This window comes from Paenibacillus sp. CECT 9249 (assembly GCF_918697855.1).
Lineage (GTDB): Bacteria > Bacillota > Bacilli > Paenibacillales > Paenibacillaceae > MSJ-34.
On sequence record NZ_CAKKLI010000073.1, the window covers coordinates 1 to 14,849 of the forward strand.

Here is a 14,849-nt window from a genome sequence, read left to right on the forward strand (position 1 = left end):
CGGAAAGTCCAGTCCCAGATGAAATTTTCAAAGAACGAGCCTGGAAATTTCGAGGCCGTTTTCCATCCCCCTCAGGGGATGGAAACTAACCTATAAGAGCTTTCAAAAGATACTATACGAGGAGGTTGGTATATGGCTCGAAAACGGATATGACCGGTGCTATACGAAATAGAACATCTTCGGCCTGCCCATATTGTTTCTTATGAAACTAATTTTTGGTATAATGAAAAAAACAATGAGTCGAGGAGCTTGCGTGATCATGAGAACGAACGATATGTTGAAAACCGCCATCCATGAGAATTTCATTCGATTTTTTCATCAAAAAGAACAATATGAGAACCGGGAAATCAGCGTTTTTCTTGAAGAACTGCGAAAAATGATAGAGGCGGTACCAGCCCTCAACATGACGGAGGTGCACACTATCGCCTGCATTGGCGAGCAGGAACCGATCAACGTCACTTCTATTGCCGAAAAAATGAATCTAAGCAAAGGGAACACCTCCAAGGTAACCAATAAGTTACTGAAGACAGGTTGGGTACGTAAAACCCAGCTCAACGATAATAAAAAAGAAGTGTACTTTCGGCTAACGCCGGCCGGGAAGAGACTCTATGCTCTTCATGACGAACTCCATAACAAGGAGCGGCAAAGGATGTACGAGTTTTTGAATCAATACAGCGAAACCGAGCTTGATTTTATAAAGCGGCTGTTTGGAGATTTGGGTGACTTTTATCGTTAAGAACATGATGAAATCACTAACAGTTCCATTACCTTGTCCGTTTTAGAGCAAAAGCGGGGGTGAAAGCATGAATTTCACGAAGATCATCAGAGAGCGCAGAAGCATACGGAGGTTTAACCCAGCTCCCGTAGATCAGGGGTTGGTGCTAGAATTGCTCAACGCAGCGCGGCTCCTATATCCATCCAGAGAGGAGCCGGCTTTCCGGTGCGTGTATGCGGGAACGGCGGATTCCAGGGAACGTCTGGCTGCCTGCATGCTTGAGCCGTTGGTGAAGAACAGACTGGTCAAATGGCTTCCGGAGAAAGTGCGGGAATTCGTTCGGAAAAGAGTTACCGATATTCCGGGCCATCTCATCATCATAGCCGAAACGGATGCGGACAGAAGGAATAGTGACATGAATTATGCGGCGGTTTGCGGTATGATGCAAAATTTTCAGCTTCTTGCCTGGCAACGTCAACTTGGTACGTTGTGGGACACGGAGCCGATGATGCAGAGCAAGGAACTGTTCAATCTGTTGAAAATGAATCCCAATGAGAGGCTTGTTGGCATTTTTCATCTCGGATACTTTGACAAGATCCCGAAAGCCAGAACACGGACGCGAGCAGAAAAGAAATGGACCGTATTATCGAGTTGAAGAGGGGGACGTTGAATGATGCCGGCAGCGGTTCCAAAGGGGAAGGAGGGGCATTCATTGCGCTATAGCGATCAACCCGTTTCCGAAATTCATATATTGGAATTATTGAATGTCGCAGTATGGGCTCCTAACGACGGCTTGCGGGAGCCTTGGCGTTTTATCTTCGTTGGATCCGGCAGCACAGACGTAATGTCCGGATTGCAAGATCAGGCTCCGGCCTATCTGATATTGGTCGTAAAGGAAGATCGCGATCTTCATAAAAGGGAAGAAGATTTGGCGGCAGCATGCTGCCTCATGCAGAATTTCCGTCTGCTCGCGCAGGAGAGCATGCTCCATGTGCGAATGACAATGAATGATTGGATTTATGACAGAACCTGCATCCGTCGTTACGGCGTTCAAAATGACGAACGTATTGTTGCGGTGCTGGAAATGGGCTACCTTGAACAAACCATTGAGCCTGTGAAAGAAGAGGACTGGAAGGATCTTGCCTTTGAGTTGTTGTAAGATTGCAAACATACGTCGAACGCAAAAAGGACGAGAAGCGGTGTCTGATTCGCTTCTTTCGTCCTCTTTTTGCTTGAGGATGATATATGATTTGTTACCGATAACTACGCTGTCTCGCGCAGCTTCTACAACTTCAATCTAAGTGAACAGTCTCTGTATGAGCCTAAAGTTTCCACTAGTAATCTAAATGTAAAATGAAAGAGAAATTAAAAATGTGGATGTGAACTTTTGGTTTTTGATAAACTTTTTGTATTATTCTTTATTAAATGAACTAATAAGGCGATTAAAGGCAAAGCTGTTCCAATGAGTAAAGTTACTTCACTATTAAATTTATAGTAAGTATAACTTCCAATCCATGAACCAAAGGCTCCTCCCAAAAAGAAAATAGTCATATATAATCCATTAAGCCTATTTCTTATCTCGGGATTCAAACCAAAGATCACTTTTTGACCTAATAATAAGTTTCCTGATACACCAATATCAATACTAATGCCTGAGATAAGAATTAAAATGACAGTAAATAGTGAATGGTCTTTAACAAAAAATAATAGTACGATAGATAATAGTACGAGCGCCATTGATACATTAGTCATTGCAAAAATATAACCTTTATCTGCTATTTTACCAATAGTAGGAGTTAATAAAGCTCCAGCTATTGCAACAAAGCCAAATAATGCAATTTCATTATTTGAAAAATGTAGTGGCTCAGACCTTAATAAAATTGGGATAACTGTCCAATAAAGACTAAATGTTGCAAATAAACATGCGTGATAAAATGCTCTTTGTTGTAGAGGAGATGTATTTATTAGTAGCTTCACCATAGAAGCTATTAAATTTGGATATAACATGTTACTAGTCGAGACTACTTCATAGTTGGGCAAAAATTTTATAATTAACAGTAATATGACAACTAGTGTTATTAATGAAAAGAGAAATACTATTCTCCAGCCGAACCAATCAGCTATTCCGATAGATAATGGACGAGCAACCATAATTCCAATCAATAAACCACTCATCACTTTACCCACATATTTACCTGTCTCTTTAATGGGCACAATCCTCATTGTTAGTGGAACTAACATTTGAGCCGCACAGGCTCCAATGCCAATTATGGTTGTTACTATTAAAAAAACAATTCCATTTGTGGAAATTAATGTACCAGCTAATGAAATAATTGTAAGCCCGATAAGAATTCCTATTATTTTCTTACTTTTAAATAAATCAGCCATTGGTACGATAAAAAATAATCCCAATCCATATCCAATTTGTGTCAGGGTAGTAAGCAATCCAGATAAAGCAGAAGAGATGTTCAAATCTTTTGCAATGAATTGTACAATTGGTTGTGCATAATAAATATTTGCGGCAAGTGAACCACAACTAATTGCCAAAATAAATATTAGAAAATTTGTCTTTTTAGTCACCTTTATCATTCCTTTTGTTTATTCTTTTTTTTTTTGGAACGTCCGTTCCGAAATGCTTAAAAAAGAAAGACTATAGGTCTGCAATAGTCTTATCCACTAGATTATAGGCTAGATTCTTCTCCTTTTTATATTTGGACATTAAATTAATGCTGTGATTTAAACTTAATAAAGAATATGCAACTAATTCAGAGTTAGTCTCTTGTGAAATTTCTCCTTTCTTTTTTCCTTCTTCAATGACTTGCATAAATACTTTTTCAAGTTCATTAAAATCATTTAGAAGCATTTCTTCTATGGAAGGATCAATATGTCCAATAAGCAGTGAAGAATTAGTTATAATACAACTTTTGGGAATGTCATTTGAATAGCATTTTTCAATATGTTGATAAAAAAAGGATTTAAGAGATGCTTTAGTGCTTATGCCACTAAAAAGCAAATTTCTCTTTTGATAGCCATAGTTTTTATAATGTTCTAAAACCTGTTTAAATAGTTCGTCCTTATCCCCAAAACTATCGTAGAGAGTAGATCGACTTATTCCCATCGTCTCAATAAGATCTGAGATATATGTAGCGTCATAGCCTTTTTCCCAGAATAAATACATAGCCTTATTCAAAGCATGTTCTTTATTAAAATTAATACTTCTCCCCAATTTACAACACCCCCATTCATATAAGTTAGTATAAAGTTTTCGGAACGATAAGTCCAAAAAAATTATTTTATAGATTTGGATGCAAATAAATTAGAAACCCAGCTAATACGACAAATTTCTTATATCATAACGAACAGTGTTCTTGACGAACGATGTTCGTTATGTGGCCTTCGAACATCATTCGTGGAAGAAGCACGGAACCAAGCAGACGTCGGTGGTCAAGGATATGTACCAATCTGCGGACCCGGTCCGCTATCCGCTCATCGCCAATCTGAAGGAGGAGTTGTTCTCGGGAGAGGTGGCGGAGAACGAACGTTTCCGTTGGGGACTTGAAGTGATCTTGAGGGGAATGATGCAGACGCCTATCCCGTAAGCAGGTTTTAACGGGCGATTTGATACGAAAAAAACGGATGAAGCTCTTAGTCGTTCTGCCGGCGAGAACGGGCCGGCTTCATCCTGTCCATCGTCAGATACTCAATCCGCCGCATCGCAATACAAGCTGACGCCGCTTCCCGGCGCCAGCTTGCGCGAAGCATAGCTATTCTACTTCCGTAAGGAGCTTTCCTGTTTCTTCTTCTCTCTACTTAATTCGCTTACTAGCGTCGAGCCCAACAATAAAGCAGCGGAGCTTGATTGTGGAGTTTCATCCCTGTATCATGGATACAAGAAGTCTATGGTGAAGGGGATTTTAATGTGAACGCGAACAAGAAGGAACGTTTAGCGTCTTTTTTTGCAGCTATTCGTGAGCAGGGTATCGTTAATGGTGCGTTTTTGGCGGCTGAGAAGGGGGAAGTGCTTCTGGAAACGGCGGCCGGGTTGGCCGACTTTCGAACCGGCAGACCGTTGACGGCGGACACGATATTTGAATTGGCTTCGTTATCCAAGCCCATTACCGCTTTGGGAATAGCACGTTTGCGGCAAACCGGAAAAGTTGATTTCGACGATCCGGTTGCCAAGTGGATTCCGGAACTTCCGTACCCGGGAATTACGATTCGGCATTTACTGGAACATACATCCGGCCTTCCGGACTACATGGAATTATTGATCGAACATTGGGATCGTTCCGTCATTGCAACAAATCAGGATGTGCTAAATATGCTGGTTAAGCATCAACCCGATCCGGAGTTCCCTCCCAACGAAGGGTGGTCGTACAGTAATACGGGCTACGTTATGCTTGCTATTCTCATGGAACGGATTTCCGGAAAAACATTCGCGGATTATATGAAAGAACAAGTGTTCAGTCCTCTTGGAATGAACAGTACAAGCGTTTACAATCGCCGATGGGAAGGGCGAACGATTCCCAATTATGCCTTCGGTTTTGTGTATAACATGGAAGATTCGGCTTATGTATTGCCGGATACGGTCAAGGAGACGGAATATGTTATTTTTCTGGACGGAATTCAAGGCGATGGCACGGTGAACAGCAATCTGCGCGATTTATTGCGTCTGGACCGGGCTTTATACTCGGATGATTTCCTTGAGGGATCGTTGCGCGATGAATTGTTTGCTCCGGTACGGTTGAACAATGGAGAGACATTTCCATATGGATTGGGTTGGATTGTGGAAGAAAAAGAGGGACTCGGCAAAATCGTCAGCCATACCGGAGGATGGCCAGGCTATGCTACCGTAATGAAGCGTTATCTTGATCAAGATATGACGCTGATTGTTCTGCAAAATGCGGAGAAAGAAATGCGTTACAGCCAACAAGTGATCGATGCGCTGGAACATATTTTATGCGATGAGGATTACGAGATGCCGCAGCCTCCTGTGGAACGCGAAATCGTCCATGTCGAACCTTCGGTGTATGAGCATTATGTCGGTACATATATGCTGAAGAGTGCGGCCGACAATGGAGAAAGCATGCAGGTTGAGGTGACGGTGGAGGACGAACGGCTTTACATACGGCTTGAAAACGGGATTTCTTTACCGCTGCTTCCGCTTAATCAAGCCCGTTTTTTTATCCAGCAAGCGACCGCAGAAGTCGAATTCATTCGCGGAGAAAGCGGTAGTTTTCAGCATTTTATTTGGCATAGTGAAGAAGAAACGATGCAAGCCGATCGACTGCGTGAAAGCCCCCTTGCCGAATAGAAGGAGGGATCTTGGTGAAGTATGCCGGACATCACGTTAATTGCAAATAGTGCTGTATCGCTGCGTATATCGCTTGGGCGATCTCCTTTTGTCCGCGCGCGCCGCACAATTTTTCCCGATCGCTTCTGTTGCTGAGATATCCGGTCTCGACGATGACGGCAGGCTGCTTGACGCGCCGGAGCAAATAGAATGTCTTGCCGTGCTGCACCTGCCTGTTCGTCCCGTACAATCCGTTCAAAGATTGCTGCAACAAGGTGGCAAGCAGAAAACTGCGGCCTTCGTCTTGATGGAGTACAAGCGGTCCGCGATAAGAGGCCCTTCTGCTCCAATTCACATGCAGGCTGACGAACAGCTCTGTCGGCAATTCTTCCGTTAATTGGCGGCGCTGCGCCAAATCGCGGCGATGGCGCGACGGGTTGCGGAGCCACCGGTTCTCGTCGCTGAGCGCGTAATCGCCGGTACGGTTCAGCACCGCCGCGACGCCGTTGCTGCGCAAAATCATGTATAATTTTTTGCCGATTTCCAAATTGATGTCTTTTTCAAGCAAACCTTGATAAGAGGTCCCGCCGTCTACGCCGCCATGTCCGACGTCGATGACGACGACCGGTCTGGCGAAAGATTCGTGGAATCGCTCCGGATCGGCGGCGGCGGCGGTTGCGGACGTACAACAAGCGGACGCGATGACAACCGTAAGCAGAAGTAACCATATGCGTTTCATGAGAACATGTCCCGCCTCCTTGATCATAAACGATCGTTCACTTTTTCTTGCCGGTACATTTGTCGAAACTAGGACGTTTTTATTTTGTCTAGCTCGCGGAAAAACATGCATCGACGTTTATTTTCCGCCTGAAATGCGAACCCTAGAAGTAAACGCGACGTAAGGGGGAAGAGGCATGGCGGTCAAAGGAATCGATGTGGTGAAATTGATGACCGAACGTTTTATCACTTATATGGACACGCCTAAGGAGGTTCGGCGCGAACGCCGCAAAGCGAAAGAACATTGGAGCTCGAGATGGTTCGGCTACATCCCGTTCAGCTTGCAGTTCGCTCGCAGCCGAACGAAGCGGGAACAAGACGAAAACCCCCCTTCTTCATAAACCGATGAAGAACGGGGGTTTTTTGCGCTTGATAAAAATTAATTTTCGTAAAAGCTTCCATAGCGGCTTAAAGTCTCGAACGGGACGTAACGGTTTCCTTCTTGATCGAAGCCGACGTATGTCGTTATGCCGTCCCATATTTGATAGCCGGTTAACGCCACGGGCACGAGATAAGCTTCATCGTACCATTCGGATACGTATGTCATTTTTACATTGTCCGCAAACCAATCCAGCAGCTGCTTCGGATTCGATACGTCAAGCGGTTCATGCGTAATCCATACGATCCGGTAATATGGATCGAAGGCTTCCGCCGCGGAGACGCTTGGCTGAGGCTGCCACACGCTGCCGGCAATGCCTGCCGTTGGATCGTTTTGAAACTTGGAAAGTTGTGCACGCCATTCGTCATCGCCGATCGTCAAAATTTGTCCCGTTTTCGCATCGACATACCGGTTTGGTTCGCCGGAAATGCCAACTTTCCAAACGGCAAGCATCGGATGAATATAATATCTATCGATGGAGATACGATCCCATTGTTCGAACTGCTCCGGCAGGACGGATGAAGGAATAAGTTCATGCTGCACTAACGAAGAGTACAGCGTGTTCATACTGAATAAAGATTGGCTTCCGGTACCGTATTCGGATAGGATCGGTTCGCCGGTTTCCGTTGCGCTGACGACGAGATAGCCGACATCCTCCGCGCCTTTCGTCAAGAGAACCAGCCAGCCGTGCATCCCGGGACCGAGCGGATACACTTGATATTCCGCCTGCTTCCAGGCGGCAAACTCTTCATGTTCCGCCAGCCGCCCGATCCAGTCGGAGATTCGTTGATTGAGCGTTGCGCCGTCCGTGGATAAACCGGGTTCGGCGATCGCGCCCATGCGCCCGCTTTCGGCGGCATGCGAGACGGACGGATGACCTTGGCCCGATGACATAAGCCCGGCCAGCAGCAATGCGCCGGCCAGCGCGATGATCGTTTTTCGCAATTTCATCACCTGCCTATATGGAAGTTGGAACTGCATATCTTTCTATTTTGCTTTCTATTTTCATTGTAAAGGACAAGCCTTTCAAAGTTTGTTAGAACATGTCGCTGCCGATCCCCGGCGCCACGTTCTATTTTTGCATCCTTTTAGCGAGAATCGTCTGAATCACGCCGGCAGGTGAAAGATTCCGCAATTTATGACGGATACGGCGATGCGAGGCTCATATTGCCACGTGATTTCCTTCTTGCGGTTCGCATATTGCTCTTCGATTTCCTTTTTCTTCGCTTCTTCCGGCGTTTTCAGCTGTTCTTCGTAGAAATAATCGATTCGCGCAATTTCGTCCTGCAGCCGCTTGCGGGCCTCCTCCGCCCAAGCCGTGTCGTATGTTTTCAGTTTTTTTTCCAGCTTCTGCTCAATGAGGGTTCTCGCCCGGTTTAGCGTAATGGCATTCGGAGCAACGTGAACATTGGCGGGCAGCTTCGGCGACATTTTTCGTCCGGACAGCCGCTCGTGAAACTGCTCCGCGATTTCGCCCGTCGCAAGGGAAATGCCGTAGGAATGAATCTCTTCCCGCTTCATATCGCATGCGAATTCCACCTTCACGTTCAGACCGAGCCAGGTGTGATACGGCATCGAAGAGGCCGCCTTCTTATGATCCGAATTCGGTTGTTCGAACAAATATACGTAGGAGCCGCCCGCTTTCGCCGCTTCGAAAAATTGATCCAATTTCCGGCAGCCGTAGGTGATTTCCTCGCGCGGAATGCGCTGTACGCCCGGGCCCGGCAGCGGTGCGGGCGGCACGTCTTTATGTTCCGGATCGAAAATGAACATGATCCGCATCGTCTCCGGCTCCACCCCTGTCTGATCGACATATCCCCAATAATAGGGCCGGTTCGTCAAGCTGCGATCCGCTTGCGGCGATAATTTGACCATGGCATGGGCGGGGGACTTCTCGATAAAATGGCAGCCCGTCGCTTCCAAATAGCGCATTACGTATTGCTGCACTTGCTTTTGTGTCATCGGCATCGCTAGCGGGCCTCCCTCGATTGTCCGACCGACGTTACGATTTGATTTAGCGATTGCCCGAGCGAATCGACTTGGGCTCGAAGCTCATCGTCGGAGTTCGACTCAAGCATCATTTTGTAGAGACGCTTCTCAAGCGAATCGTCCTGTTCGAAACGTTCGAGAATGACGTCCAATTCGCCGATTACCAATTCAAACATATTGATTTTTTCATGCAGCAGGTTTAGAATATGTTCTTCGATGGTCCCGAGCGTGGAAAGATTGTATATTTTAACGTCATTCGTTTGCCCCAGCCGGTGAACGCGCCCGATCCGTTGTTCGACCCGCATCGGGTTCCACGGCAGATCGAAATTGATCATATGATGGCAAAATTGCAGATTAATCCCTTCCCCGCCCGCTTCGGTAGCGATCATGACTTGCGCGCGGCCGCGGAACAGGTCCATCATCCAGTCTTTCTTGCCGCGGTTCATGCCTCCGCTGTAGGGAACGGCAATCATATTCTGACTGCGGAAAAATTGCAGCAAATAATCTTGCGTAGCCCGATATTCGGTGAAGATGATCACTTTCTCGTTCATTTCGCGAACAAGCTCGAGCGCCTTTTCCGCTTTCGTGTTTGCCTTGATGTCTTTAATTTTATGAATAAGGCTCCATATTTTGGCATGGACGGGGGAGTCTTCGGCCATGCGCTTTGACAAATTATGCAGCGTTAGAAATACCGCGTTGCGGCTGCTGCATACTTCGCGCTGCAGCGTCAAGAGCGACAACATATTCGCCAAATCGCCGCCCGATTCGCGATACCTTTCCTTGACGAACTGGGTAACGCCGTCGTATAGCGATTGTTCTTCGGGGGACAGCGTTAGCGGAACGTTCTTGACATAGCGCTTCGTAAATCCGATATTGCCGTCGCTGCGGCGGTTGCGGATCATAACCTTCGAAAGCTCGCGCTGCAATTGCTCTTCGTTCTTCGGCATCCGTTTGTCCACGACGAAATTCGCGACAAATTCGCCTTGTCCGCCAAGCTGTCCCGGTTTCAGCAGCGTAATCAAATTATATAGTTCGTCGAGATCGTTCTGCACCGGCGTAGCGGTAAGAAGCAGGCAATACTTTTTATGCAATTGATTAATAAACTGGTAATTGGTCGTCTTTTTGTTTTTCAATTTATGGGCTTCGTCGACGATCAGCATGTCATATTCTTTGGATAGCAGCAGTTGCTTATGGGGATCGCGTTTTGCCGTATCCATCGAAGCGACGACGACGTCGTAATGCCAAGTATATTCTTTCTTTTGCGCGACGGCCGCGATGCCGAACTTCTGGTTCAATTCGCGCACCCATTGCAGCACGAGCGAAGCGGGGACGAGAATAAGCGCTTTGCGCACCAGTCCGCGCACCATGTATTCTTTTAAGATAAGCCCGGCCTCAATCGTTTTGCCTAAGCCGACCTCATCGGCAAGAATCGCCCTGCCCCGCATTTCGTGCAGCACTTTCACCGCGGTCTCGATCTGGTGGCGCATCGGCTGCAGATGGGCCAGATAAGACAAACATTGCAATTCGTCAAAGCTTGTAACGAGCTTCGCTTGCTCGGCTTCGTAGGCGAGTTTGTATAACGTCCAGTCATCCCAGGGACCGTTCTTGTTCATGCGTTGTTCTAGCTCGGCGAACCATCCGCGATTGTGCTGAATTTCGACAGGCCGCGCATGTTCCGAATATTCGGTAAGACGCATGGCGTACACCTCCAAAGTCCGTTTTACGCTAGTATGGACGAAAAACGGCCGCTTCATAACCGAATGCGCCGGGAGATCGGTCTCCATACATGTTATTTTCATGTAAATTTTTCAAAATCGTTTCATATTTTAAAGGCTAAAGAGGGCGAAAAAGAGAGATCGTAGGAGCAAAAAGAAGCTTGGTCAAAATAGTATCGCTTTCTTGTCTTAATTTACAGTTTTGTACTATAGAAAATACAATATGTAGTATAGTATAATGATTAAAGCACACAATATATTGTGAATCCTACATAATATAATGGTAGAAGTTTTCGCAATGATTGATCCGTTTTACTGGATTTGCAGCGAGGAGCGCCGCTACACCAAAATTATAGGAGGTTGTTTTTGTTGAAAACGATGCAGAAACAGCGGTTGGAAGGATTAAGCGAAAAAATATTTCTAGATCGTTACGCATGGAAGGATGCGGATACGAACAATACGAAAGTCGGCGACGTCGTACTTGTATTGACGAAAGACGATCCGAAATTTCCGGCAAAAGAAGTCGGGGAAGTTGTGAAAAGGGAAGGACGCAATGTAACAGTGAAGCTGCGCAGCGGCGAAACGGTCGAATCGACCGTCGAGAAGTTGACGCTGACGATTGAGAAGACGCCGGAACAGATGTGGGATCGACTCGCCGCGGCGATGGCATCGGTGGAAACGACGCCCGAATTGCAGCAAACATGGACCGAGCGGTTCAGATATATTCTTGACGATTGGAAATTGGTGCCTGGCGGCCGGATCGCGGCCGGAGCGGGAGCGAGCGAAGAGTTGACGCTGTTCAACTGCTACGTCATTCCTTCGCCGAAGGACAGCCGCGGCGGCATTATGGATACATTGACGGAAATGACGGAAATTATGGCGCGAGGCGGCGGCGTCGGCATCAACCTGTCTTCGCTGCGGCCGCGCAGATCGATCGTAAAAGGCGTCAACGGCTCATCGAGCGGCGCCGTCAGTTGGGGCGGATTGTTCAGCTACACGACCGGATTGATCGAGCAGGGAGGCAGCCGACGCGGAGCGTTAATGCTCATGATTAACGACTGGCACCCGGATGTGCTCGATTTTATTACGGTGAAGCAGACGATGGGGCAAGTGACGAATGCGAATTTGTCGGTATGCGTCAGCAACGGATTTATGAAAGCCGTCAAGGAAGATTTGGATTGGGAGCTTGTCTTCCCGGATACGACCGACCCGGAATATAACGACATTTGGGACGGCGATTTGGAGAAATGGCGCAAGCAGGGCAAGAAAGTCAATCATTATCGTACGGTCAAAGCCCGCGACGTATGGCATACGATTATCGAATCCGCATGGAAATCGGCGGAGCCCGGCGTCGTCTTTATGGAATATTACAATCAAATGTCGAACAGCTGGTATTTTAATCCGATCATTTGTACGAATCCTTGCGGCGAACAGGGCTTGCCGGGATGGGGCGTTTGCAATTTGTCCGCGATGAATTTATCGAAGTTCTACGATGAAGAACGCCACGATGTCGCATGGGACGAACTCGCGACGGTCACGCGGTATTCGGTTCGTTTCCTCGACAACGTCATTGACAAGACGCCGTATCATTTCGAGGAGAATAGAGAGAATCAACAAACCGAGCGCCGCGTCGGACTCGGTACGATGGGTCTCGCCGAATTGATGATTAAATTGGGCGTCCGGTACGGCAGCCCGGAATCGCTTGAATTTCTCGACCGCCTATATGGATTTATCGCGAAAGAAGCTTATTTGGCGTCTTCGGAAATTGCGGCGGAGAAAGGATCGTTTAAAGCGTTCGAACTGGAACCGTTTATGCAGAGCGGATTTATGAAAAATATCGTTGCGGCGTATCCCGAAGTAGGCGCGTCGATCGAGAACAACGGGATGCGCAACGTTACCGTCATTACGCAAGCTCCCACGGGAAGCACGGGGACGATGGTCGGCACATCGACCGGAATTGAGCCCTATTTCGCGTTCAAATATTACCGGCAAAGCCGGCTCGGCTTCGACGAGCAGTTTGTGCCGATCGCGCAGCAATGGATGGACGCGCATCCGGGCGAAGAACTGCCGGATCATTTCGTGACGGCGATGGATTTGTCGGCCGAGGATCATATTCGGGTGCAGGCGGCGATTCAACGTTGGGTCGATAGTTCGATCTCGAAAACGGCGAATTGCCCGGCGGACTTTACGGTGGAAGAAACGAAACGATTGTATGAACTCGCCTTCGATCTCGGCTGCAAAGGCGTTACGATATACCGCGACGGCAGCCGCGACGTGCAGGTGCTCAGTACGGAGAAGAAAGACGAGGAGAAGTCGAATGCGGCCGCGGCATCGGAGGCAGGCGCGAACGGGGAAGCGGAAGCGCAGTCGATGGACGCGCTGAACGAGTCGCTGGCTGTGAACGTGGAACCGCCAGCGAAAGAAGTGTTCGACAAGCAATACAAGCGCCGCCCGCAAGTGCTGCGCGGAGCGACGTACAAAATCAATACCCCGTTCGGAATGGCATATATTACGATTAACGATTTGGACGGCGTACCGAGCGAAATATTCCTGAACGTCGGCAAAGCGGGCTCGGACGTATTCGCGATGGCGGAAGCATTGGGCCGGGTATGTTCCTTATTCCTCCGCTACGGCGATCATGGCCATAAGGTGGAACTGCTGATCAAGCATTTGAAAGGAATTGGCGGTTCGGGCGCGATCGGCTTCGGAGCCAACCGCGTCGAATCGATAGCCGATGCGGTCGCGAAAGCGTTGGAAACTCATGCGCAGCATGCCGATGAGCATGCGGCGGCGTCGGAGACGGCTCCGATCGCGGCGGCCATTGCGCCCGAGGTGCAAGCGCCATTCTCCGCGAAAGGCGCACCGACTTCGCGCGACCTATGCCCGTCCTGCGGCAGCGCTTCGCTGCTGAACGTCGAAGGCTGCAAAACATGCGCCAATTGCGGGTATAGCCGTTGTAATTAAGATTAGTTAATCGGTTGAACAATAAATACGCTAGCCCAAAGGCCGTTGAACAAGGCACATCCTTGGTCGACGGCCTCTTTGATTTTAACGTTAGAGTATGATGACAAGGTTGCGTGAATATTGTCGCTAATTGGAATCATTTCCAAGGAGAATAGCGAGACAGCATTCCATATGTTGACCAAATTATTCCCCGCAGATCTCCATTCCCTCAACATTGGCGCGTTAGATTTGGCCAAAATATTATTTATTATTGGTTGCATTGGATATTCATTTGGAGCGGCATAAAACGGTACTCCGAGATACGTGGAGTAGACGAGGGCCGTGCCATCGGCGTTGAGCTTCGTCACGAACGCATCTCTCTGTCCCTGAAGAGTAATTTGGAACGCGCCGGGGGTCGTCGGAAAATCGTCGGCTAACGTCTCCCCTGTCACATAAGCGCTGCCTGACGCATCCACGGCAATGCTGAATCCGGTGTTATCAAATTGGCCTCCAAGCAAGGTAGAGTAGATGAAAGCCGTTCCGGAGGCGTTCAGTTTCGATACGAACGCTTTAGATCCAGCGGTTAATACGGTATCAAAAGCGCCTGGTGTCGTCGGAAAATCGGTGGCGTTGGTAGTCCCTGTCACATAGGCATTGCCGGAACCGTCCGTGGCGACGCTATGACCAAAATTAAAACCGTCCACTCCGCCAAGAAAGGTGGAGTAGATCAGAGCGGTACCGTCAGCATTCAGCTTTGCAACGAAGGCATCCGGGCTCACCTCCAAAAATCACGGTGCGCAAAGCTCCGGGCGTCGTTGGAAAATTGGGGGACGTTGTAAATCCCGTAATGATGGCGTTGCCGAATGGATCTACGGCAATCGCGCTGCCCTCATCGTCACCGCTTCCTCCGATAAAGTCCAGCGGTAAGATGTCAAGTCCCTGATTCTTGAGAATTGGAAATTTTCTTGGCCGTAAAGCAAGGGAGTCAGGGAAAATGACAGCACCAAACTAAACCCAGCCCGAAAATCAAGTCATTTA

15 protein-coding genes are annotated in these 14,849 nt (G+C 47.8%); 7 read left to right on the forward strand and 8 right to left on the reverse strand.

The window, feature by feature from the left end:
• Positions 1 to 259: 259 nt before the first annotated feature.
• The 3 genes from LQ229_RS25820 (at position 260) to LQ229_RS25830 (ending at position 1,874) form a co-directional block, all read left to right on the forward strand.
• Positions 260 to 736 carry a MarR family transcriptional regulator gene (locus LQ229_RS25820; RefSeq protein ID WP_216540809.1) on the forward strand — a complete coding sequence of 159 codons (477 nt, stop codon included), beginning with the start codon at positions 260 to 262 and terminating at the stop codon, positions 734 to 736.
• Positions 737 to 803: 67 nt separating this feature from the next.
• Positions 804 to 1,370, forward strand: coding sequence for a nitroreductase family protein (locus tag LQ229_RS25825; RefSeq protein WP_216540808.1), 567 nt, complete (start codon positions 804 to 806; stop codon positions 1,368 to 1,370).
• A 15-nt stretch (positions 1,371 to 1,385) separates the two neighbouring features.
• A complete protein-coding gene (locus tag LQ229_RS25830; RefSeq protein ID WP_230193311.1) occupies positions 1,386 to 1,874 on the forward strand; it encodes a hypothetical protein in 489 nt (162 codons plus the stop codon).
• A gap of 206 nt (positions 1,875 to 2,080) precedes the next feature.
• On the opposite strand, the gene LQ229_RS25835 is transcribed toward LQ229_RS25830, so the two are convergent.
• A complete protein-coding gene (locus LQ229_RS25835; RefSeq protein ID WP_230193312.1) occupies positions 2,081 to 3,304 on the reverse strand; it encodes an MFS transporter in 1,224 nt (407 codons plus the stop codon).
• 61 nt (positions 3,305 to 3,365) lie between these two features.
• Positions 3,366 to 3,941: a TetR/AcrR family transcriptional regulator gene (locus LQ229_RS25840; protein WP_230193313.1), complete on the reverse strand. Its 576-nt coding sequence runs from the start codon at positions 3,939 to 3,941 to the stop codon at positions 3,366 to 3,368.
• Between the two features lie 142 nt (positions 3,942 to 4,083).
• Here LQ229_RS25840 and LQ229_RS25845 point away from each other — a divergent pair, with 142 nt between their 5' ends.
• Positions 4,084 to 4,314: a hypothetical protein gene (locus LQ229_RS25845; protein WP_216540805.1), complete on the forward strand. Its 231-nt coding sequence runs from the start codon at positions 4,084 to 4,086 to the stop codon at positions 4,312 to 4,314.
• A gap of 320 nt (positions 4,315 to 4,634) precedes the next feature.
• Positions 4,635 to 6,029: a serine hydrolase gene (locus LQ229_RS25850; RefSeq protein ID WP_216540804.1), complete on the forward strand. Its 1,395-nt coding sequence runs from the start codon at positions 4,635 to 4,637 to the stop codon at positions 6,027 to 6,029.
• A 31-nt stretch (positions 6,030 to 6,060) separates the two neighbouring features.
• On the opposite strand, the gene LQ229_RS25855 is transcribed toward LQ229_RS25850, so the two are convergent.
• Entirely contained in the window at positions 6,061 to 6,747 is a 687-nt protein-coding gene (locus tag LQ229_RS25855; RefSeq protein ID WP_216540803.1) for an N-acetylmuramoyl-L-alanine amidase, read from the reverse strand.
• A 175-nt stretch (positions 6,748 to 6,922) separates the two neighbouring features.
• On the opposite strand from LQ229_RS25855, the gene LQ229_RS25860 reads away from it, so the two are divergent.
• On the forward strand, positions 6,923 to 7,126 hold the full coding sequence (locus LQ229_RS25860) for a YqzE family protein (protein ID WP_216540802.1): 204 nt from the start codon (positions 6,923 to 6,925) through the stop codon (positions 7,124 to 7,126).
• Positions 7,127 to 7,164: 38 nt separating this feature from the next.
• Here the strand turns inward: LQ229_RS25860 and LQ229_RS25865 are convergent, their stop codons facing one another.
• From LQ229_RS25865 to LQ229_RS25875, 3 genes are all read right to left on the reverse strand, one after another.
• Positions 7,165 to 8,118, reverse strand: a complete 954-nt coding sequence (locus tag LQ229_RS25865) for a hypothetical protein (protein WP_230193314.1) — start codon at positions 8,116 to 8,118, stop codon at positions 7,165 to 7,167.
• A 153-nt stretch (positions 8,119 to 8,271) separates the two neighbouring features.
• Positions 8,272 to 9,132, reverse strand: coding sequence for a YqhG family protein (locus LQ229_RS25870; protein WP_216540800.1), 861 nt, complete (start codon positions 9,130 to 9,132; stop codon positions 8,272 to 8,274).
• A 2-nt stretch (positions 9,133 to 9,134) separates the two neighbouring features.
• Positions 9,135 to 10,850 carry an SNF2-related protein gene (locus LQ229_RS25875; RefSeq protein WP_216540799.1) on the reverse strand — a complete coding sequence of 572 codons (1,716 nt, stop codon included), beginning with the start codon at positions 10,848 to 10,850 and terminating at the stop codon, positions 9,135 to 9,137.
• 387 nt (positions 10,851 to 11,237) lie between these two features.
• Here LQ229_RS25875 and LQ229_RS25880 point away from each other — a divergent pair, with 387 nt between their 5' ends.
• Complete coding sequence (locus LQ229_RS25880; RefSeq protein ID WP_216540798.1) at positions 11,238 to 13,832, forward strand: adenosylcobalamin-dependent ribonucleoside-diphosphate reductase; 2,595 nt, start codon at positions 11,238 to 11,240, stop codon at positions 13,830 to 13,832.
• Between the two features lie 2 nt (positions 13,833 to 13,834).
• Here the strand turns inward: LQ229_RS25880 and LQ229_RS25885 are convergent, their stop codons facing one another.
• On the reverse strand, positions 13,835 to 14,590 hold the full coding sequence (locus tag LQ229_RS25885; RefSeq protein ID WP_216540797.1) for an SBBP repeat-containing protein: 756 nt from the start codon (positions 14,588 to 14,590) through the stop codon (positions 13,835 to 13,837).
• The gene (locus LQ229_RS27400; RefSeq protein ID WP_356712112.1) at positions 14,553 to 14,807 is read right to left on the reverse strand and encodes an SBBP repeat-containing protein; all 255 of its coding nucleotides are present in this window, start codon (positions 14,805 to 14,807) and stop codon (positions 14,553 to 14,555) included. Before LQ229_RS27400 ends, LQ229_RS25885 begins: the two co-directional genes overlap by 38 nt.
• Positions 14,808 to 14,849 lie beyond the last annotated feature (42 nt).

What these genes read in the sequence shown, in the direction of transcription:
- LQ229_RS25875 (WP_216540799.1), bottom strand. Translation starts at nt 10,850, where the DNA reads ATGCGTCTTACCGAATATTCGGAACATGCGCGGCCTGTCGAAATTCAG.
- LQ229_RS25870 (WP_216540800.1), bottom strand. Translation starts at nt 9,132, where the DNA reads ATGCCGATGACACAAAAGCAAGTGCAGCAATACGTAATGCGCTATTTG.
- LQ229_RS25825 (WP_216540808.1), top strand. Translation starts at nt 804, where the DNA reads ATGAATTTCACGAAGATCATCAGAGAGCGCAGAAGCATACGGAGGTTT.
- LQ229_RS25860 (WP_216540802.1), top strand. Translation starts at nt 6,923, where the DNA reads ATGGCGGTCAAAGGAATCGATGTGGTGAAATTGATGACCGAACGTTTT.
- LQ229_RS25830 (WP_230193311.1), top strand. Translation starts at nt 1,386, where the DNA reads ATGATGCCGGCAGCGGTTCCAAAGGGGAAGGAGGGGCATTCATTGCGC.
- LQ229_RS25820 (WP_216540809.1), top strand. Translation starts at nt 260, where the DNA reads ATGAGAACGAACGATATGTTGAAAACCGCCATCCATGAGAATTTCATT.
- LQ229_RS25855 (WP_216540803.1), bottom strand. Translation starts at nt 6,747, where the DNA reads ATGAAACGCATATGGTTACTTCTGCTTACGGTTGTCATCGCGTCCGCT.
- LQ229_RS25835 (WP_230193312.1), bottom strand. Translation starts at nt 3,304, where the DNA reads ATGATAAAGGTGACTAAAAAGACAAATTTTCTAATATTTATTTTGGCA.